Below are 19,589 nucleotides of genomic sequence, written 5' to 3'. Positions count from 1 at the left end.
CTCCTAGGGAAGACGGGGATCGATGACGGCTTTGAGTTCGCCGAGCCGCGACATCGACTCGACGCTCTGCGAAGCTTCGGACAGTCCGACGGGTGCGCTGAACAGTTCGTCCCAGGGCATTCGGTCGGCGAAAGTGCGGAAGAACTCCACCGAGCGGTGGTAGTCGGCGATGTCGCCGTTGAGGGAGCCGACGACCGTGAGTTCCTTGCCCATCACGGTGCCCAGTGCCACCGGGGAGGGGGCGGGACCGGTGGAGCCGACGATCGCGATCGTGCCGCGCTGCGCGGCGAAGGCCACCGCCTCCGCGCCGATGGTGGGGCCACCGGCGAAGTCGAAGACGTGGTCGGCGCCGCGGCCCCCGGTGAGTTCCTTGACCCGTTCGATGCGGTCTTCGGCGCTGCAGTCAACGGGGATTGTCGCGGTGGCACCGAAACGCTCGGCGGTCTTGAGCCGATCGGCGGGTCCGCCGATGGTGATCACGTCGCCGGCGCCGGAGATCCGCGCGACGGCCGTGGCGAACACGCCGAGCGCGCCGGCGCCCTGGACCACGACCGTCGCACCGGGCCGGATCCCGCCCGAGCGCGCGACCGCCCGCAACACGGTTTTGCCCGCGCAGCCCGACATCGAGGCCCAGGTGTCCTTGACGTCGTCCGGCAGAAGGAGTTTGGCCGCGCCGGGAGTCACGTAGCAGTACCGGACGAGACCGCCGGTGGCGTAGGGAAAGACGTCGGAGCGCTGGAGGAACCCGTAGCCGCGCTTCTCGCAGGCGACCGGCTCACGCAGGATCGTGCAGCCGTGACACCTTCCGCAGGTGGACTCGGACCAGCCGATGCGGTCGCCATCGGCGATCTCGCGGCCGAGGGTGTCGGTGGTACCCGGCCCGACGGCCACCACCTCACCGACCATTTCGTGCCCCAGCACCATCGGGAGCATGCCGGGGAAGGTCATCTGGCCCGACCAGAGATGCACGTCGGTGCCGCACAGGGTGGTGCAGGTGATCCGGACCAGCGCGGCGCCCGGTTCCGGTTCCTCCGGCAGCGGCAGTTCCCGCAGGGTGAGCGCGGACCCGTGTTCGGTGAGCACCGCCGCTTCGGTTCTGTTGACCATCTTTTTAGTCTACAGTCGTAGGAGAAAAAGTCCAGATCCTGGAGGAAACCATGCCGTCGCAACGTATTCGCCCCGCATCGCTCGTGGTCCGCGGCGGCCCGATCCGCACCTTCGATCCGGCGGACACCGTCGTACGGGCGATGGCGGTGCGTGATGGCCGGATCGTCGCCGTCGGCGATGTGGCCCTGGATCACATCGGCCCGGAAACCGAAGTGATCGACCTCGCGGGCAGAACGGTTTTGCCCGGTATCAACGATTCCCACCTGCACGCGACCTGGCTCGGCGCCCGATGGCCGGACACGCTCATCGGTGCCGCGGGATTCTCCGGAGGCGAAGAGAAAACGGTGCGTACCGCACGCGAACGGCGGGCCGCCATCCTGCGGGCGGGCGAGCTGTGCGCGTCACTCGGCATCACGAGCTACACCGAGCCGGGCCTGGGGCCGGGGGAGTCGGGCTGCTTCGGCGCCGAGGTACTGGAGGAATACGCGGCACTGGCCGCGGAAGGCCTGCTGCGAGCTAGGGTGACCGCGTTGCGGCTGTTCGGCCTGCTGGACGGCGCCAGTTCGCTGGCGGACTTCGAGCGTGGACTCGCGACACCGGTCCCGGCGGCGGATCCGTCGTGGCTCACCGTGCCCGGGGTGAAGATCTTCGCCGACGGCATCCCGCCGATGCGGTCCGCGTGGACGAATCACTGCTACGCCGACGGTTCACACGGTGCGCTGCTCGTCGACGGCGGCGACGACCCGGATCGCGCGGGCAATCTCGCCGCGATGATCAGGCTCGCCCACGACGCCGGGATGGTGGTCGCCGTGCATGCCACCGGGGATCGCAGCATCGAGGTCGCGCTCGGGTCGCTCCGCCGAGGCGATCATCTCGTCCACGGTGACCTGGTGACCACGGACCAGCTGGCGCGGATGGCCGCGGCGGGAATCGGCCTGACCACTCAGCCCGCGATCGCGGTGGCGATGCGGGGAATGCTTTCGGAGGCGCTGGGCGCCGAGGTCGGTGCCCGTGCCTGGCCGCTGGCGGAGATGCTGGCCTCGGGCGTTCCGTTGACCTTGAGCAGTGATGCGCCGGTGGTCACCCCGGACTGGCGGGTGCACATCGCCGCGGCGGCCCGGATCCTGGAAGTGTCCGAAGTGGACGCCATGCTGATGACCCGGCTGCTGCGTTGTTACACGGTCGCGGCCGCCGAGCAGGACGGGGCGGCGTCGTGGAAGGGGACATTGACCATGGGCCGCGTCGCCGATTTCTGTGTGCTGGCGGCGAATCCACTTGAGGTCGCCTTCGCGGACCTGCCGGACGTCGATGTCGAACTCACCGTGTCCGGCGGCCGCGTCGTGTACTCAGGTGAGCAGCTGCCCGCCGTCGACCTGGAGGCTGACCCCGGTGAGATGGCCGGCGTCGGCGGAGGCGAGGAACAGGACTGACGGCACCACGTCGGCGACGGAAGCGATGGTCCCCAGCGGAATCCTCGCTTCCCACGCCGCGCGGGCCGCGGTGTCGGAAGCGAAGCCGGCGGTCATCGGCGTGAGCACCGGACCGGGCGCGACGGCGTTGACCCGGATGCCGTGCGGCGCGAGTTCGAGCGCGGCCGAGCGGGTGAGTGCCTCGACCGCGGCCTTGGTGGCTTCGTAGTGGCCGAGCCCGGGTGTGGGTTGCCGGGCGCCGATGGAGGTGATGTTGACGATCGCGCCACGGGTGCCCGCTTCGAGCATGTGCGCGCCGACCGCCCGGGTCATCAGGAAGGTGCCGCGGAAGTTCACCCGCAGGCACAGGTCGAAGACGCCGATGTCCAGTCCCACCAAGGGGCCCCCGCCTCCGGCGAGACCGGCGTTGTTGACCAGGACGTCCACCGGGCCGAACCGGCCGGTGACGAGGGCCAGCGCGTCCTCGACCGAGCCCGGGTCGGAAATGTCGAGTTCGACGTGCTCCGCGCCGAGTTCGCCCGCCAGATCGTGGGCCGCGCGCGCGTCGACGTCGGCGATGACCACCCGGTCGCCCGCGGACTGGAACGCTTCGGCGACGCCGCGGCCGATACCGCTGGCGCCGCCGGTCACCACTACGAGTCTCTTGTTCATTCTACGATCGTAGACTAAAAATGGTTTCCGTTGCCGGCGAAAGGAAATCTCGTGCACGAAAAGCAGAACGGACTGGGCTTCGCCACCTCGGCGCTCGGCCTCGGCTCGTGGAACACCTGGGACCGCATGGACTTCGACGACGCGGTGCGCCTGATCCGGCACGCGATCGACGCTCGAGTCACCCTGTTCGACGTGGCCCACTACAACATGGGGCCGCATTCCGAACAATCCCGCACGGACGTCCTTTTCGGTGAGGCCATCCGGGCGGCCGGGATCAAGCGCGACGAATATCAGCTGTGCGGGAAACTCTGGCTCTGGGACTACCCGAACACCGGTTTCGCCGAGCAGCTCGCGAACTCGTTCGACCGGATCGGCGTCGACCGCGCGGAGGCCGTCGTAGTCGGCGACTATTTCGAGCGACCGGACATCCCGCGGATCGTCACCGAGGTGGCCGAGCAGATCCGGCTCGGCCGGTTCGACGTGTGGGGTGTGAACAACTGGCAAGCCGCGGACCTCGATCTCGCACTGGAGTTCGCTTCTGCTGAGGGGCTGCCTGCGCCGAGTTTCGCCCAGTTGAAGTACAGCGTCGCCCGGCGTTCCATGGCCGAAGGTCCCTTTTACGGTGCGCATTTCGAGGCCGGGCGGTTGACCTTGCAGGCGTCGGACGTGTTCGAGGGCGGCGTGCTGCTCGGCAAGACTCCGGCGCGGAAGGTCGGCGCCGATCCGGGCGGGATCCGGGACGCGATCGGTGCCGCCGCCTCGCGTGTCACCGAGGTGGCGGGGGAGTTCGGGGTGAGTTCTTCGCAGCTGGCTATCGCGTTCTGTCTCGCGTACGGGCCGGTGGCGAACGTGTTGTTCGGCGTGAGCCGCCTTGCGCAATTAGAGGACAACTTGGGCGCGGTACGGCTGGCCTCCGGACACGGTGCGGAGGTTCGGGCGGCTCTGGAGGATCTCTGGCTGGACCGTTCGGTCGCCGCCGATGGCACCTTCTGACTGTCCTCAGGGACGCAATGAAGGACGCTTTCATCGCAAATTTTGCGATGAAAGCGTCCTTCATTGCGGTTGGGAGTCGGTCTACCCCAGTGTCCGTCGCTCCCTCGCGAACGTTCCCACCTGCCATGCTGTGAAAGGTCCTTTCCTTGCGAATTTTGCAAGGAAAGGACCTTTCATGGCGCGCGCGTCGGGGCGAAATCTCAGCCGAGGAACTCCAGCACGGCTGCCTTGAACTCCGGGCTCCGCAAAGCTCCACCGTGGTCCCCGGGCACCCGCACGAGATCCGCGCCCGGCACCAGCTCGACCAGCGTCTCGATCCCCTGACTCACCGGGTCATCGCTACCGGCCACGAACCGGGTCGGCACCGAAAGAGCGCCCGAGACCGGCGAGAAAGGCTCAGCGCGCAGATCCTCGATACACCGCGCGAGCGCGGCCGGATTCCGTCCCGGCGCGGTGATCATGTGCGCGATCATGCCCGTCAGCGGATCCGACGGCGCCTTGCCGCCCTCGGCGAACGCCAGCGCGGCCGCGACGTCGACGGCGCCGAACGGCTCGAACGGGCTCACCCCCGCCAGCACGAGCCGCCGGACCGGGGCCCGCGCGGGCAGTTCCCAGGACAGCCGGGCGCCCAGCGAATACCCGACGACGTCCACTTCGGACAGATCCGAAACGAGCCGCGTCAGTTCCGTGACGATCGCGGTGGCGCCCAGTGAACCCGGGAAAGCGGGGCTGGAGCCGTGAGCGGGCAGGTCGGGCACGAGCACTTCGCGGCCCGCCGCGGTGAGCGCGGCGGGCCACCCCGTGGTGATCCAGTCCGTGTGCCCGTCGGAAGCGAAGCCGTGCACCAGCAGCACGGGCGGACCTGAAGGTGCCGGAGGGGTGAAGCGGCGCACGGTCAGGGAAGTAGTGGCGGACAAAGGGATCCTTTCTCAACTGCCGGAGGGGCGGCGGGTGCGCAGGCGCTGCAGTTCGCTCAGCGTCCGCGCGCGGGCGTCGACGGCGATCCGCAGCGACGAGCCGATGAGGTTCAGCAAAAAAACGCACACCATGATCGCCACGCCGGGCGCGATCACCAGCCACGGTGCCTGCACCAGATACGACCGGCCCTCGGCGATCATGTTGCCCCAGGTCGGGGTCGGGGGTGCGATGCCGAGACCGAGGAAGCTCATCGCACCGTCGACGAGCATCGCCGCCGCGGACAGGATCACCACCTGCACCAGCGCCAGCGGAAGCACGTTCGGGAACACGTGCACGACGAGGATCTTCCCCCTGCTCATCCCGGAAACCCGGGCCGCGCCGATGTAGGCCCGGCCGGCGATGCCGAGCACCCGGCTGCGGATGACGCGGGCGGTGAACGGCGTGAAGATCACCGTCAGCGCGATCAGTTCGGTCCAGATGCTCGCGCCGAGCGAGATCGCCAGCGCCATCGCGAGGATGATCGCGGGGAACGACATCCAGGCGTCCATCAGCCGCATCAGCACCGCGTCCGCCGCCCGGAAGAACCCGCTGATCAGCCCGATCACCAGACCGCTGAAAGCCGCGCACAGGGTGATCAGCGCGGAGAGCCCGAGCGACGCCCGCCCGCCCGACACCAGCCTGGCGAGGACGTCGCGGCCGAACGAGTCCGTGCCGAGGGGATGCGCGGCCGACGGCGGCAACAGCCGGTTGACCGGATCGGTCGCGCTGACACTGGGCAGGAAGAACGGCAGCACGACCACGGCCAGGACGATCAGCGCCAGCAGCACGGTGGTGATGACCAGCATCCGGTTGCGCCGGAACAGCCTCGCCGCGCGACCGGCCGAGGGCACTTCCCGCACCGAGGGTGTTGTTTCCGCCAGAACCACGCTCACGAGACACGCACCTTCGGGTCGAGCAGTGCGTACGACAGGTCCACCAGCAGGTTGACCAGGACGAACAACACCGCGACGAACAGGGTCACGCCCTGGATCAACGGGAAGTCGCGGGTGGACACCGCGCCCATCAGCAGATGACCGAGCCCGGGCACGACGAAGATGGACTCGATGATCACGATCCCGCCGACCAGCATGGCGAAGTTGCTGCCCAGCTGGGTGATCAGTGGCATCAGCGCGTTCGGCAGGACGTGTTTGGTCATCACCTGCCGCTCCGAGAGCCCTTTGACCCGTGCGGTGCGCAGATACGCCAGCGGCAGTTCGCCGAGCAGGCTTTCGCGCAGGGTGAGCACGAACAACGCGGTCTGCCCGATGACCAAGACGGTCAGCGGCAGCACCAGTGCGGGCACCGCCGTCGCCGGATCGGTGAACAGGTTCTCGTAGCCACTGGACGGGAACCAGCGCAGCGTCACCGAGAACACCAGCACGAGCATCAGCGAGATCCAGAAGTCCGGCATCGCCATGCCCAGCGCGGAGAACCGGTCCAGTGCCCGCGCCACCGGGTTGCGCGGCGCGACCGCCTGCCAGGAGGTGATCGCGACCGAGAGGAAGAAGCTGATCACGGTGGACAGCACGGCCAGCGTCAGCGTCGGCAGGATGTGGTCGGCGACCACTCCGAGCACCGGCGCGTGGTAGGTGATCGATGTGCCGAAATCGCCTCGCAGCACGTTCCCGGCCCAGCTGAGATACTGCTCCCACAGCGTCCCGTTCAGCCCCATGCTCTCCCGCAGCGCGTCCACATCGGACGGACGCGCGGTCGGGCCGAGGATGGCCTGTGCCGGATCGCCGGGGATGAGCCGGATGACGAAGAACATCATCGTCCCGACGATCACCAGGATGATCAGCAGGTCGCGCAGCCTGCGCAGCAGCAGACCGGTCATGACGCCAGCCAAGCGTTCCAGAAGACGCGGTAGAAGTCGCCGTAGCCCTTGAGCTTGGGGGAGTAGGCCGCATACAGCTTGGACTGGCTCAGCGTGATGACGGACAGCTGCTTCCAGGTGAACGCCTGCATCTTGTCCACCACCGTCTTGGCCTGCTCGGGCGTCGTCGACGCGTTGTATTCGGCCATGAGCGCGTCGAGTTCGGGCGAGGACGACCCGTTCAGCGTGCCCAGGGTGAGCGCCGGCATCTGCGCGGGCGAGGTCAGCGCCGAATCGAAGAACAAGGTGGTGATGTCCCAGCCACCCGGCTCCTTGGTCAGGGTGCCGAGCATGGTGGCGAAGTCGAAGGTGTCGATCTTGGTGTTGATGCCGATCTTCGACAGGCCGTCCTGGATGAGCACGGCCCACTTGCCGAATTCGGGGTAGGAGTTGGTGGTGACGATGCGGATCGTCGCGCCGGCGGTGATGCCGACCTCGGCGAGCAGCTGCTTGGCCTTCTCCGGATCGTGCTTCTTGTAGACGTCCTCGCCCGCGGTGGAATAGAACTGTTTGTTGTCCGGCGAGGCGAAGGCGCCGGTTTCGAGGGTGAGGTCCTTGCTGCCGCCGGTGGCCGCGTTGATCGCGGGCTTGTCCAGCAGCAGGTTCAGTGCCTCACGGGCGCGCGGATCGGCGAACTTCGAACCGGTGTTGAAGTTCGGGATGACGACGTTTTCGTTGCCGCCGGGCAGGTTGTGCACGACCACGGCCGGATTGTCGCGCAACGTCTCGTACTGGTCGTTGGTGGGCATGATGTGGTCCCACTGCCCGGTCTGCAGGCCGTTGATCAGCGCGTCCTGATCGGAGACCACCTTGTAGGTCACGGTGTCCAGATACGCGTGCTTGGCACCCGCCTGACCGCCCCAGTCCTCTTCGGACCGGGATTTGTAGCCCTGGTAGCGCTCCAGTACCAATTCGCGGCCGATGTCCCAGCTCTTGAGCTTGTACGGCCCGGTCCCGACGGCCTTGTCCTGGCCGAACCCGGTCGGCGGGACACCGGTGAGGTTCTTCGCCTCGTAGATCTCCGTGCCCGCCCCGGCGAGTTCGTTGATCAGCGGATAGCGCGGCTGCTTGAGCTTGATGGTCACCGTCGCCGGATCGGCCGGGGTGATCGTCTCGATGTCCGGGGTGACCAGCTGGCCGGTGCGGTGGACCTGCTGCCACCGCTTCAGGCTCGCCACGACGTCCTCGGAGGTCAGCGGGCTGCCGTCGTGGAAGGTGACGCCCTGGCGCAGCTTGAAGGTGTAGGTGAGCCTGTCCGGGCTGGTGGTGTAGTCCTGGACCAGCATCGGCCGGGCGGTGAAGCCTCGGTCCACTTCGAACAGTTTCTCGTACATCATGTTGCCGATATGCGCGGTCACCTGGCCGGGGTTCGCGACCATGTCGAGCGACTGCGGGTCGGTGGGCACCGCGACGTTCAGGTTGCCGCCCGGCTTCGGGGGACCGTCGGCCGCGCCACCGCCCGCCTGCCCTCCCATGCACGAGCTGAGCAACAGGACGGTGGCCATGCCGAGCGTGGCCGTGGTCAGGGTTCGTCTCATGGGTTCCGCACTCCTGTATCGGGGTTCGCCGCGAGCAGGCGGCGGGTGTAGTCGTGCCGGGGGTGGAGCCGGATCCGGTCCGGATCGCCGATTTCGATCAGCTCGCCCCGGTACATCACGCCGACGCGGTCGGCGACCGAGAGCACCAGGCTGAGGTTGTGCGTGATGAACAGGAAGCTGAGCGCGCGGGTACGCCGCAGGTCGAGCAGCAGGTTCATCACCTGGCCCTGGACCGAGACGTCGAGCGCGGAGGTGGGCTCGTCGGCGACGATGAGGTCGGGTTCGGCTGCGATCGCGCGGGCGATCGAGACACGCTGCCGTTGTCCGCCGGAGAGCTGCGAGGGCAGTTTCTTGGCGGTGTCGGAGGGGAGACCGACCTCGTCGATCAGTTCGGTGACCCGGCGATCGAGTTCGGCGCCGCGAAGACCGGTCAGTTCGCGCAGCGGTTCGGCGATGATCCGGGCGGCGGTGTGCCGGGGATCGAGCGAGCTTTGCGGGTCCTGGAAGATGAGTTGCGAGCGGCGGCGGAACGCGCGCTCGTCGCCGTCGAGACCGGACGGCGTGCACCGGTGCTCTCCGAAGGTGATGCTGCCTTCGGTGGGTGGTTCGAGCGCGCTCACCAGCCGGCCCAGCGTGGTCTTGCCCGAACCGGATTCCCCGACCAGCCCGAAGAACTCACCGGGCGCGATCTCCAGCGAGACGCCCTTGACCGCGTGCACCTCAGGTTGGCGGTTCAGGGAGAACCGGCCGCGCCGTCCGTACACTTTGGACACCGAGTCGATGACGAGCGCGGTGCCCTCGCCGTCGTCGTGCCGAGTGGTACGGCTCAGCGTCCTGGTTTCGGTCGCGACCGCCGATTCGCCGTTCATCGCGGCTTCGAGGAGTGCTTCGGAGATGGTGGGGAAGCCGTCGCGTCTGCTCACCCCGAGTTTCGGTACGCAGTCGAGCAACGCCTTGGTGTAGGGGTGCTTCGGTGCGCTCAGAATGTCCTCTTTGGACCCGAGTTCGACCAGTTCGCCGCGGTACATCACCGCGATCCGGTCGGCCACCTGCGCGGCGACGCCCATGTCGTGTGTGATGAAGACGCACGCGGTGCCGTGGTCGCGGCGGACGCGATCGAACAGGGTGAGGATTTCGGCCTGCGTCGTCACGTCCAGGGCCGTGGTCGGCTCGTCGGCGATCAGCAGGCCGGGGTCGGCCATCAGGGCGAGCGCGATCATCACCCGCTGCTGCATCCCGCCCGACATCTGGTGCGGGTACAGCGATAGCACACGGTCGGTGTCGGTGAGGCCGACTTCTTTCAGCAGTCCCCGTGCCTTCGTCTCGGCCTCGCGGTGCAGCGCGGTGCCCTTGCGGGCGGCCTGGCGCGGCAGCGAACCGGGTTTCCGATAGGCCTCGATCAGCTGTTTGCCGACCCGCTGGCTCGGGTTGAGTGAATCCAAAGCCTCCTGGAAGATCATGCCGATCCGCGGGCCGCGGTACGCGCGCATCTCGTCGGCGGAAAGCCGTGTGACGTCCACGCCGTCGACGGTGATTTCACCGCGGGTGAACACCGGCGCGACGAACTCCAGCAACCGGATGATCGACAAGGCCGTCACCGTTTTGCCGCTGCCGGATTCGCCGACCACGCAGAGTGTCCGGCCTTGTTCGAGATCGAACGAAAGTTCGCGGACCAGTTCGCGTTCGGTCTCGTCGGCGATCACGCCGACGGTCAGTTCCCGTAATTCGAGCAGGGTCATGAATCCCCTTTCCCGAGCCCGCCCGAAGCGGACCGCACTGCCGGGGAGCTGGCCTCCGGCGGGGGTAGTTCTACGCATGTTGACACTGGGGGAGGTGCCTGTCAATGGGTATATTCTACGAATGTAGGAAGTTGATATCCGACCGGTTTTCCCTGGCAGTGGGCGGAAACTGGCACTGGATTCTTTTGTCTACGCCTGTAGACTCTCGGCGGAAACGAGCTAAGGAGGCCACCCGTGAGTGGGTCGACCAAAACCGCCGGTCCCGAGCGGATCGTGGACATCGCCGTGGGCTACATGGCGGCCAAGCAACTCTTCGCGGCGAGCCGGATCGGTCTGTTCGCCGCGCTCGCCGACGGGCCGCTGACGGTCGCGGAACTGGCGGGGAAGACCGGCAAGCCGGCGAAGATCGTCCACATCCTCGGTGACACCATGTCATCACTCGGACTGCTGTCCCGTGTGGACGGACGTTACGCGCTGGCCGCCGACACGGCGGAGTACCTCGGCGGCGGAGACCTCGATCTGGCGCCGTTCTTGACCTTCCTGGACTCGATCAGCTACCCGCATTGGCTGCAGTTCCAGGACACCGCCGACAGTGGCGAGCCCGGGAAACTGGAAATGGACGACGCGCGCTGGGGCACGTTCATGGCCGGCGTCATGACGTATAACGCCCTGCACGCCAAGATGCTGGTGAACGCGTTTGATTTCGGCCCGCACCGGAAGCTCCTGGACCTCGGCGGGCTCTCCAGCGCGTTCGCGGTCGAGGCCATGAAGACCACCCAGGACCTGCACACGACGTTCGTCTTCGACCCGGGCTTCACCGAATCGGTCACCACCGCGGTGGCCGAGGCGGGATTCGCGGACCGCGCCGCCGTCGTCGGCGCGCAGACCCCCACCGCGCGGCCCGAAGGCGCGTTCGACCTGGTGATGGTCAACCACGTCGTCCACCGCTTCGACGCGAACCAGAACGCGGAGATCCTGCGTAACGCCCGCGCGGCCGCGGCGCCGGGCGCGACTCTGCTGCTGCTCGACTTCTTCCTCGACGACGACGCCGTCCAGCGGCCGATCGACGCGCTGCACGCGGGGGAGTACCTGGTGATCGACGGAACGGTCGTCTATCCGGAGGCCGAGGTCCGGGAGTGGCTGAGCGCGGCGGGCTGGCGGGTGGCCGACCGGCTCACGCTGCCGGGCAGCCCGCGTGTGCTCGTCGCGGAAGCGGTGTGACCGTGACGCTCGATCCCGCCGTCAAGGAGCTGCTCGCCCGCAGTGTCGCGCCCGAAGCGCCGGCCACGCCGCCGACGGCCGCCGAGTTGCGCGCCGCTTTCGCCGCCTCGTGGCGACGACCGGAAACGGTCGAAGAGGTCGCCTCCGTCGCCGACCACGTCCTGCCCTCCGGCGTGCGCGTGCGGATCTACCTGCCCGACGTCGCCTCGCCGGTGCCGGCTTTCGTGTGGATCCACGGCGGCGGGTGGACGATCGGTTCGATCGACGAGAACGAGGTCGCGTCGCGGGCGGTGTGCAACGCGGCGAAGGTCGCCGTCGTCGCGGTGGACTACCGGCTCGCGCCCGAGCATCCGTTCCCGGCTGCCCCGGACGACTGCTACGCCGTCGTCGAATGGCTCGCCGCGGGCGGTGCCGGATCGGCGGTGGACCCGGGCCGGATCGCGATCGGCGGGGAGAGTGCCGGTGGGAATCTGTCCACAGTGGTCTCGATGATGTCCCGCGACCGGAGTGGGCCGCCGTTGGCCGCACAGGTGCTGATCTGCCCGGTCTACGGTCATCCGGACGACGGCTTCCGGTCCTATGTGGACTTCGCCGAGGGGTTCGGTATGACGGCCGGGGCGATGCGGTTCTTCTTCGATCAGTACGTGTCGGACCCGGCGCAGCTGAACGATCCGTATCTGCTGCCGTTGCGGGCCTCCGACCTGACGAGGCTCCCGCCGGCGCTCGTGCTGACGGCCGAGTACGACGTCCTGCGAGACGAGGGCGAGGAGTTCGCGCGGCGACTGGCCGACGCCGGGACGCGCGTGGAGATGACGCGGTACTCGGGGCAAATCCACGGCTTCTATGGCCTCTATACGGATCTTCCCGCTTCGCCCCGCTCGCACCGGCACGTGGCGAGCTTCCTGACCCGCGTCTTCGACCCCCGCCCCTGACCGCCGCATTTCGTCGCGGTCTGCGAAGGCCTCCTTCCCTACTCTCAAGGTAGGGAAGGAGGCCTTCACGGATTTCCTGGTTCGGAGCTGCCGGTGAGGGTGGGCTGGACTGGGGTGGTCGTGAGTGGCGATTCGGGTTCTATGGAGGGACAAGGCAAAAGTTGTCGTGGTCGGCACCTCTGCGTTGCGCGTTCCCCTTGAAGCCGACGCTCGCCCTCATGTCGCGAAAGCCACTTTCGGGACATGTGGTGTCCCGAAAGTGGCTTTCGCGACACCTCGTTGAGGGATCCGGTCATGTCCCCGATGTGGCATTGGAGACAGTCAGCGTCCCCAATGCCGCATTGGAGACATCAGACCGCGGCGCGCGCCGACGTCGCACGCAATACGCCACGTTTGCCTTACCTCTCGATAACCCGAATCGCCACTCACGACCTCCTGCGAAACCTCGCCGATCAGACGTCTCCAGGCAATCGTCCCTTGTGGACAAAGGGCGAGCGGGGAGGGTCAGGGGCGGGTCAGGCGGTCGAAGAAGGACTCGAGGTGTTGCCGCTGCAGGGCGACGGTCGAGAACTCCCCGGCGACCAGGCTCATCACGTTCGCCCCGGCGTTGATCAGCACGACCTCGTCGACCAGTTGCTCGTCGGGGGTCTCGGTGACGATGTCGCCGTCCTCCCGGCCCTCGGCGAGATACCGGTGCAGCAGCCCGCGCCACGAGCGGATGTGTTCGAGGTACTTGTCCTGCAGTTTCGGGTTGGTCAGCGAGAGCTGCCAGAAGGTGAGCAGGACGCGCCCCGCGGCGATGCGGTCCTCGTCGATCGGCAACGACGAGACGCACAGCTCGCGGAGCGCGACCAGTCCGCGCAGTCCGTCCAGTTCGACGTACTCGCGCATCATGCCGAGCGCACGCTCGTAGGTGGCCTGGATGATGTCTTCCTTGCTCGGGAAGTACAGCTTCAGCGCCCCGTTGGCGAAACCGGCGGCGGCCGCGATCTCGCGCATGGTGGCGGCCTCGATCCCGCCCTGGGTGATCAGTTCCCAGGTGACGTCGACGATATGACTTCGCCGCTCGTCGTGGTCGATGATCTTCGGCATCGGCAGACCTCCCGCACTGGTTCTTCTACCAGTGTAGGAGATCAGTCCCGCTGATACACGCGGTGCCCGGCGAACCACGTTTGCGTCACGTTCGTCTTGACCAGCGCCGACGGATCGGTCTGGAACGGATCCCGGTCCAGTACGACGAAATCCGCCGACTTCCCGGGGACCAGCGAACCGGTGACGTCGTCGACGCCCATCGCGCGGGCGGCGGAGAGGGTGAAGACCTCGATCGCCTCGGCCAGGGTGATGGCCTGCTCCGGCCACAGCGCGCCGGGGAACGTGCCGGTCGGGTCCTGGCGGGTGACGAGGCCGTGGATGCCCTCCCACGCGTTCGGCGACTCGCTGACCGGCCAGTCCGAACCGCCCGCGACCAGCGCGCCCTCGTCGAGCAGCGACCGGTTCGGCTGCATCCGCCCGGCCCGCTCGCCGGGCAGGACCTCCGCGATGGCCGCCGGGATGACGCCGGGGACCCACAGGAACGGCGAGATGTCCGCGGCGACGCCCAGCGCGGCGAAGCGCGGGAGGTCGTCGGGGTGCACGAACTGGCCGTGCGCGACCTGGAAACGCGCTTCACCGAAGCCCTCGGCCCGCACTTTTTCGACGGCGTCGAGCGTCGCGCGCACCGACGCGTCACCGGTGCAGTGGACCTTGGCCGACAGCCCGGCCGCGGCCGCGGTGCGCAGCCAGCCCACGAGTTCGTCACCGGGCATGGTGGTGGCTCCGTGATGACAGGCGCCGTGCACGTCGTCCGGCAGGTAGGGCTCCAGGAACGCGGCCGTGCGCGTCGGCGGGACACCGTCGAGGAAGATCTTCACGAAGTCCGGCCGGTGGTGCTCGCTCCGGTACCGCCCAGCGACCTCCAGCAGCGGCGCGCCGATCGGGTCGAAACCGAAGATCGGGTCGTTGATCAGCAGCGACGACACGACCCACGCGTGCAGTTCCCCCGCGTCGTCGAGGGACTTCAGTGCCCGCAGGATGTCCGAGGAGACTCCGGCGTCCTGGAACGCGGTGACCCCGTACGCATGCAGCGTGCCGATCCCGTGCCGCGACGCCGCCGCGTGCTGCTCGTCGGTGAGCGTCCGTGTCTCGCTGAGCGCTCGCTCCACCGCGACGCCGGCGGCTTCGAGCAGGACGCCGGCGGGTTCACCGGTCGACGGGTCCCGGATGATTTCCCCGCCCGCCGGATCGGGTGTCGAGGTGGTGATGCCCGCCAGCGCCAAGGCCCGGCTGCTCACCCAGCGGTTGTGCCTGCTGTCGTCCGAGAGCATGACCGGACGACCGCCCGCGGCATCGTCGAGCGCGTGCCTCGCGGAAGACCGCGACAAGGTGCTGACCAAAGTGGACGCCCAGGCCCCGCCGATCACCCACTCGTCCGGCCCGAGCCCGGCGGCCCGTGCCCGGACCGCCGCGAGGATGTCGTTGAGACCGGCGTCCACGCCGAAGTTCAGCTCGAACAGGGCGGAGCGGCCGGCGAGGGCGTGGTGGTTGTGCACGTCGACCAGGCCGGGCATCACGAACGCGCCGTCGAGGTCGACGACCTCGGTGGACGGCCCGCGTTCCATGTCCTCGAGGGACAGGACGCGACCGTCCTTGATCGCCAGTGACGACGCCCAGGGCCGGACACCGTCCACTGTGTACACCTTGGCGTTGGTGAAGATGAGGTCGGCGGTCAAGGCTCAGCTCCCGGCCGGGTCGTACGCCTCGGGGTGCACGGTGGTGCTCAGGAGCTTGCCGTGCGCGCCGAAGGTGAAGTGGGTCGGCGTGGTCCCGGTGGCGTCCAGTCCGAACAGGACACCGTGCGAGCGCAACCGCTTCGCGTCGCGGTGGTCGGCGACGGTCACCGACGCGCACGGGATCACCTTCTCCCGCCAGGCGAAAACGTAGATGCCGGGCCGCAGTTCGTAGACCGAGTTCTCGTCGGTGTCCGCGAGCCCCTTTTCCGGTCCGGCGAGACACTGCCAGGTGTACCAGTGCGGGCTGAGGTACACGTGCTCGTAGGCGTGCGCGGTGCTGTACACCCACAGCACCCGGCGGCCGACCAGCGACGTGGTGGGGGCGAGCGACTCGCCACTGGGCTCGATCCCGCCGATCGTGGCGGCCAGGAAGGTCTGCGTGACCCGCGGCGAGGTGTCGCCGATCTTGCTCAGCACGACGAGCGCGCGGCCGCGCCGCACGTCGAGCAGCAGGGTGACCGCCTCTTCCTGGCGGGCCTGAGGGTGGAACTGGACGTAGTACAGGTCGTCGTCGACCAGGAACGTCTCGCAGCGGTCGGTGCCGGACCCTTGGTAGGTCCAGTCGATCCGGGTGCCGGAGAAGGCCGCGGTGAACGTGGTGCCGTCCTCGCAGGCGAGTTCGAAAGTGCGGCCGTGCAGGTCGCCGACCGTGGGGGCCTTGTTCGCGTCGAAACCGGGGGCCAGGCCGTCCAGCGGCAGCCAGGTGGACGTGTCGGACAGGGTCAGTTCGGGCATGGAGTGGTCCTAGTGCTCGTGGGCGGAACAGTGCTCATCGGTGGCGCCGGAAGGCAGGTCCAGTGCCGGGTTGCGGTCCAGGAAGCCGTAGGGACGCAAAGTGAAGCCCGAGTAGTCGACCGGCATGACCGGCCAGTCCTCGGGACGCGGGATGTGCGTGGGGCCGAAGACGTGCCACAGCACGAGGTCGGTGTCGGTGAGGTTCCGGTCGGCGGCGGTCCAGGCGGGCAGCCCCGCCCCGCCGGGATGCGCGTTCGGCCGGTCGCCCGCGGGGAAGCGTTCGTCGGCGCGGTACGGCGTGGCCCACAGGTGCCGGGTGGCGAACGTCGCTCGCTTGTGGACACTCGATTCCGGTTGTGCCATCAGGGTCGCGGACGGCCGGGGCACCAGTTGGTACGCCGTCGGCGAGCCGAGCCGGTTGGTCCGCTCCGCGCTGCGGATCTCCCACACCCGTGCCTTGGCCGGATCCGCGTGCCGCTGCGCTTCCCGCTCGGTCCGCAGCGGGGTTTCCTTCCAGGTGAAGGCGTTCCCGTACGGGTTCCGGTCGCCCGTCGGGACGCCCTCGACGTCGATCTCGACGAGCGAGTTGCGTTCGCCGTCGATCGCCACGTCCAGCCGCGCGCAGAACAGGTGCTGGTGCACCGGCGCGAACAGGCCGGGCGCGATCTCGTTGGCGTGCGGGTGTTTCGTTCCGGAATGAGCGGCGCCGGCGAACACGATGCCGGTGGCCTTCGCCTCCAGTTCGACGGTACCGTCGAGGTAGAGGTACCAGAAGAAGCCGTAGTCGTAGTTGCCGATGGTGGAGATCGACGAGATCACCAGCCGCCGCGAGCGGCGGACCTCGGCACGGCCGTCGAGATCGGTGTGCTTCCAGAGGATCCCGTAGTCCTCCTCGTGCATACAGATCGCGCGGGGGATCTCGACCGGGTGGCCGTGGTCGTCGGCGACGAACGCGGGGAAGTAGTGGATGACACCGAGGCAGTCGCAACCCAGCCGGAGGTCGTTGCCGTTCTTGCCGAGCAGGTACTCGCCCGCGTCGAAATAGCTGATCCAGAACCGGCCGGGCGCGATGTCGCCGTAGGGCACGACCATCTCCGGCACCGAGGCCCGGTAAAGCACCGAGCGCTCCTGAAACGAGATCTCGTGCAGTGTGAGGCCTTCGCGGGCGTTGAAACCGACACGCAGCCGCCAGCCCTCCCAGGTGACCTCGTTGCCGTCGACGGTGAAGCTCGGGCCCTCGGGCTGGGTGATCTCGATGGGCTTGAGCGTGGTGCGGGCCGGGACGTCGTCGTAGCGGCCGTGTTCCGGCGGGACGGGCACGTCGCCCTCGTCCTCCACCCGGATGACGCGCTGCCCGGTCAGGTCGACGTGCACGATCAGGCCCTCGACCGGATGCGCCCACGGGCTGTCGGACTCGTCGTCGCGCAGGAAGGTCAGCGAGCGGATGACCCGTCCGGTCTCGTCAGGCCTGCCGAAGTAACCCGGCGCCAGCGGCGCGCAGAAGGCGTGGCCGATCCGGTCGCCGAGGCCGCGACGCTCCATCGCGGCCTGCCATCCGGGCGACGCCTTGGTGATCGACGCGGCGAGGTCGTACTCCTCGAACAGATACGCGGGCTGACCGTCGCCGCACTCCTCGTTCAGGAGGATTTCGCGTTTCGCCAGCGAAACGACCACGTCGCGCGCCAGGCCGGTCGCGGTGTCCAGCAGCGTGTACTGGACGCGGCGGTCGGGGGCGGCGTCGGCCTTGTCCGGCTCCACCGGCAGTACCGCCGGGAACCGCGTGGTCTCGGTGAGCAGGCCCTCGTCGGCCAGGATCGCGCGGCCTGCGGTGAGCTCGTCGGCGGTCAGCGGGTCCAAAGGGTGCGGCCTGGTCATGCTTCGCAGTCTTGCCGGTCCACCGGCGCGAGGAAAGGGCGCGACACCGTCGTGCGGCCGCGGACAAGAAGGATGCACTGTCGGCCAACCCCCGCGAACGGGCCGGACCGGAGGATGGCGCCATGCGACTGGATCTCGCGGGCAAGGCCGTGCTGGTGACCGGCGCGGCGTCCGGCATCGGCCTTGCCTGCGTCCAGGCTTTCCTGGCCGAAGGCGCGCGAGTCGGCGCCCTGGACCGGGCACCCGTGCCCACCCTCGCCGACGGTCTGCTGGCGGTCCACGCTGACGTCACCGACGAGCGTTCGGTGTCCGACGCGGTCGGCACTGTCGCCGAGCGGTTCGGCGGGCTCGACGTCGTCGTCGGCTGCGCGGGGATCTCCGGCCCGGTGGGGACACCGGTCACCGAAACCTCGGCGGCCGACTTCGCCGCGCTCATGGCGGTCAACGTCACCGGCCAGTTCCTGCTGGTCAAGCACGCCGCGCCGTGGCTCACCGCGGCACGCGGCGCGGTCGTCCTGCTGGCCAGCGACTCGGCGTTCACCAGCGCGCCCGGCATGGTGCCCTACTGCGCGTCGAAGGGCGCCGTGGTCACGATGACCAGGGCACTCGCGGTCGACCTCCCCGGTGTCCGGGTGAACTGCGTGTGCCCGTCGGTGGTCGACACCCCGATGGCGCGCGGTGACCTCGGTGCGGCGCTCGACGACCCCGCGTTTCCGGTGCAGGCTCCTGAAGACGTCGCGGACCAGGTGCTCTATCTCGCGTCCGCGCGTTCGCGGACGGTCAACGGCCAGGCCGTACTCGCCGACTTCGGCGTCTCGGCCCGCTCCGGTTTTCCCGCTTAGAAAGGACTCCGCAAGTGAAGAAGGTCATTGCGATCACAGGGGGCGGCACCGGCATCGGCGCGGCTGTCGCCCGCCGGTACGCCGACGAGGGCGCTCAGGTGGTGGTGCTCGGACGGCGTCGCGAGCCGCTGGAGAAGGTGGCCGCCGAGACGGGCGCGCACGTCATCGCCTGTGATGCCAGCGATCGCGAAGCCGCCGAGAGCGCCGTAGCCGAGATCGTCGGCAAGTTCGGCAGGCTGGACGTCGTGGTGGCCAACGCGGGCGGGCACGGGCTGTCTTCGGTGGTCGACACCGGTGACGAGGAATGGGAACTCGCGCTGCGCTCGAACCTGTCCAGCGCCTTCGTCTTCTGCCGGGCCACGCTGCCTTTGCTGATCGAAACCGGTGGTCAGGTGGTCATCGTGTCGTCGCTGGCGGGACTGTTCGCGGGGCCGAACGTCGCCGGCTACACCGTCGCCAAGCACGCGCTGATCGGGCTGACCCGCTCGATCGCCCGCGATTACGGGCCGAAGGGCGTCCGCGCGAACGCCGTCTGCCCGGGATGGGTGCGCACCCCGATGGCGGACGGTGAGATGGACCAGTTCGCCGAGGCGGCGGGCTTCGACGGCGGTCACGACGAGGGCTACCGCCGGGTCACCGCCGAGGTCCCGTTGCGCCGTCCCGCCGAGCCCGAGGAGATCGCGGCGATCGTGCGGTTCCTGGGGTCTTCGGAGTCGTCGTACATCACCGGCGCGGTGATCGTGGCCGACGGCGGCGCGCACGCCGTCGATCTGCCGACGCTGGCCTTCGAACGGGCGGGCATGGGTTCCTAGCCGTAGGGCGTGAAGGCCTCCTTCCCTACCCTCACAGTAGGGAAGGAGGCCTTCAC

At 68.5% G+C, this 19,589-nt stretch carries 17 protein-coding genes; 6 read left to right on the top strand and 11 right to left on the bottom strand.

Annotated features, from left to right (window positions below):
- Positions 1–3 precede the first annotated feature (3 nt).
- Positions 4–1,107, bottom strand: a complete 1,104-nt coding sequence (locus ACZ54P_RS19535; RefSeq protein WP_465462956.1) for a zinc-binding dehydrogenase — start codon at positions 1,105–1,107, stop codon at positions 4–6.
- Positions 1,108–1,157: 50 nt separating this feature from the next.
- Here ACZ54P_RS19535 and ACZ54P_RS19530 point away from each other — a divergent pair, with 50 nt between their 5' ends.
- A complete protein-coding gene (locus ACZ54P_RS19530) occupies positions 1,158–2,537 on the top strand; it encodes an amidohydrolase (protein ID WP_465462955.1) in 1,380 nt (459 codons plus the stop codon).
- On the opposite strand, the gene ACZ54P_RS19525 is transcribed toward ACZ54P_RS19530, so the two are convergent.
- Entirely contained in the window at positions 2,454–3,170 is a 717-nt protein-coding gene (locus ACZ54P_RS19525; protein WP_465463143.1) for an SDR family NAD(P)-dependent oxidoreductase, read from the bottom strand. The two genes, ACZ54P_RS19530 and ACZ54P_RS19525, sit on opposite strands and share 84 nt — an antisense overlap.
- A gap of 69 nt (positions 3,171–3,239) precedes the next feature.
- Between ACZ54P_RS19525 and ACZ54P_RS19520 the strand changes: the two genes are divergently transcribed.
- On the top strand, positions 3,240–4,181 hold the full coding sequence (locus ACZ54P_RS19520; RefSeq protein WP_465462954.1) for an aldo/keto reductase: 942 nt from the start codon (positions 3,240–3,242) through the stop codon (positions 4,179–4,181).
- Between the two features lie 200 nt (positions 4,182–4,381).
- Here the strand turns inward: ACZ54P_RS19520 and ACZ54P_RS19515 are convergent, their stop codons facing one another.
- The 5 genes from ACZ54P_RS19515 to ACZ54P_RS19495 all read right to left on the bottom strand — a co-directional run bounded on the left by ACZ54P_RS19515 (position 4,382) and on the right by ACZ54P_RS19495 (position 10,288).
- Complete coding sequence (locus ACZ54P_RS19515; protein WP_465462953.1) at positions 4,382–5,035, bottom strand: alpha/beta fold hydrolase; 654 nt, start codon at positions 5,033–5,035, stop codon at positions 4,382–4,384.
- A gap of 75 nt (positions 5,036–5,110) precedes the next feature.
- Positions 5,111–6,031, bottom strand: a complete 921-nt coding sequence (locus ACZ54P_RS19510; protein ID WP_465462952.1) for an ABC transporter permease — start codon at positions 6,029–6,031, stop codon at positions 5,111–5,113.
- Entirely contained in the window at positions 6,028–6,972 is a 945-nt protein-coding gene (locus tag ACZ54P_RS19505; RefSeq protein WP_465462951.1) for an ABC transporter permease, read from the bottom strand. Before ACZ54P_RS19505 ends, ACZ54P_RS19510 begins: the two co-directional genes overlap by 4 nt.
- Positions 6,969–8,549: an ABC transporter substrate-binding protein gene (locus tag ACZ54P_RS19500; RefSeq protein WP_465462950.1), complete on the bottom strand. Its 1,581-nt coding sequence runs from the start codon at positions 8,547–8,549 to the stop codon at positions 6,969–6,971. The genes ACZ54P_RS19505 and ACZ54P_RS19500 overlap by 4 nt, the downstream gene beginning before the upstream one ends.
- A complete protein-coding gene (locus ACZ54P_RS19495) occupies positions 8,546–10,288 on the bottom strand; it encodes a dipeptide ABC transporter ATP-binding protein (RefSeq protein ID WP_465462949.1) in 1,743 nt (580 codons plus the stop codon). Before ACZ54P_RS19495 ends, ACZ54P_RS19500 begins: the two co-directional genes overlap by 4 nt.
- A 234-nt stretch (positions 10,289–10,522) precedes the next feature.
- On the opposite strand from ACZ54P_RS19495, the gene ACZ54P_RS19490 reads away from it, so the two are divergent.
- Both ACZ54P_RS19490 and ACZ54P_RS19485 read left to right on the top strand, forming a co-directional pair.
- A complete protein-coding gene (locus ACZ54P_RS19490) occupies positions 10,523–11,509 on the top strand; it encodes a methyltransferase (RefSeq protein ID WP_465462948.1) in 987 nt (328 codons plus the stop codon).
- The gene (locus ACZ54P_RS19485) at positions 11,506–12,441 is read left to right on the top strand and encodes an alpha/beta hydrolase (protein WP_465462947.1); all 936 of its coding nucleotides are present in this window, start codon (positions 11,506–11,508) and stop codon (positions 12,439–12,441) included. The genes ACZ54P_RS19490 and ACZ54P_RS19485 overlap by 4 nt, the downstream gene beginning before the upstream one ends.
- 504 nt (positions 12,442–12,945) lie before the next feature.
- Here ACZ54P_RS19485 and ACZ54P_RS19480 read toward each other — a convergent pair.
- The 4 genes from ACZ54P_RS19480 to ACZ54P_RS19465 are packed head-to-tail and all read right to left on the bottom strand — an operon-like array spanning position 12,946 to position 17,879.
- A complete protein-coding gene (locus ACZ54P_RS19480) occupies positions 12,946–13,533 on the bottom strand; it encodes a TetR/AcrR family transcriptional regulator (protein WP_465462946.1) in 588 nt (195 codons plus the stop codon).
- Positions 13,534–13,574: 41 nt separating this feature from the next.
- The gene (locus ACZ54P_RS19475) at positions 13,575–15,209 is read right to left on the bottom strand and encodes an amidohydrolase (protein WP_465462945.1); all 1,635 of its coding nucleotides are present in this window, start codon (positions 15,207–15,209) and stop codon (positions 13,575–13,577) included.
- A gap of 3 nt (positions 15,210–15,212) precedes the next feature.
- The gene (locus tag ACZ54P_RS19470) at positions 15,213–16,004 is read right to left on the bottom strand and encodes a molybdenum cofactor biosynthesis F family protein (RefSeq protein WP_465462944.1); all 792 of its coding nucleotides are present in this window, start codon (positions 16,002–16,004) and stop codon (positions 15,213–15,215) included.
- Positions 16,005–16,013: 9 nt separating this feature from the next.
- Complete coding sequence (locus tag ACZ54P_RS19465) at positions 16,014–17,879, bottom strand: primary-amine oxidase (RefSeq protein WP_465462943.1); 1,866 nt, start codon at positions 17,877–17,879, stop codon at positions 16,014–16,016.
- Between the two features lie 122 nt (positions 17,880–18,001).
- Between ACZ54P_RS19465 and ACZ54P_RS19460 the strand changes: the two genes are divergently transcribed.
- On the top strand, positions 18,002–18,721 hold the full coding sequence (locus ACZ54P_RS19460; protein WP_465462942.1) for an SDR family NAD(P)-dependent oxidoreductase: 720 nt from the start codon (positions 18,002–18,004) through the stop codon (positions 18,719–18,721).
- A 14-nt stretch (positions 18,722–18,735) separates the two neighbouring features.
- A complete protein-coding gene (locus ACZ54P_RS19455; RefSeq protein WP_465462941.1) occupies positions 18,736–19,533 on the top strand; it encodes an SDR family NAD(P)-dependent oxidoreductase in 798 nt (265 codons plus the stop codon).
- Positions 19,534–19,589: the final 56 nt, after the last annotated feature.

Source organism: Amycolatopsis sp. NPDC034160 (genome assembly GCF_055575355.1).
Note: the sequence above shows the minus strand (reverse complement) of the source record. Positions and strands in the feature narration are given on the sequence as shown.

What these genes read in the sequence shown, in the direction of transcription:
- ACZ54P_RS19505 (WP_465462951.1), bottom strand. Translation starts at nt 6,972, where the DNA reads ATGACCGGTCTGCTGCTGCGCAGGCTGCGCGACCTGCTGATCATCCTG.
- ACZ54P_RS19535 (WP_465462956.1), bottom strand. Translation starts at nt 1,107, where the DNA reads ATGGTCAACAGAACCGAAGCGGCGGTGCTCACCGAACACGGGTCCGCG.
- ACZ54P_RS19480 (WP_465462946.1), bottom strand. Translation starts at nt 13,533, where the DNA reads ATGCCGAAGATCATCGACCACGACGAGCGGCGAAGTCATATCGTCGAC.
- ACZ54P_RS19465 (WP_465462943.1), bottom strand. Translation starts at nt 17,879, where the DNA reads ATGACCAGGCCGCACCCTTTGGACCCGCTGACCGCCGACGAGCTCACC.
- ACZ54P_RS19500 (WP_465462950.1), bottom strand. Translation starts at nt 8,549, where the DNA reads ATGAGACGAACCCTGACCACGGCCACGCTCGGCATGGCCACCGTCCTG.
- ACZ54P_RS19530 (WP_465462955.1), top strand. Translation starts at nt 1,158, where the DNA reads ATGCCGTCGCAACGTATTCGCCCCGCATCGCTCGTGGTCCGCGGCGGC.
- ACZ54P_RS19470 (WP_465462944.1), bottom strand. Translation starts at nt 16,004, where the DNA reads ATGCCCGAACTGACCCTGTCCGACACGTCCACCTGGCTGCCGCTGGAC.
- ACZ54P_RS19495 (WP_465462949.1), bottom strand. Translation starts at nt 10,288, where the DNA reads ATGACCCTGCTCGAATTACGGGAACTGACCGTCGGCGTGATCGCCGAC.
- ACZ54P_RS19460 (WP_465462942.1), top strand. Translation starts at nt 18,002, where the DNA reads ATGCGACTGGATCTCGCGGGCAAGGCCGTGCTGGTGACCGGCGCGGCG.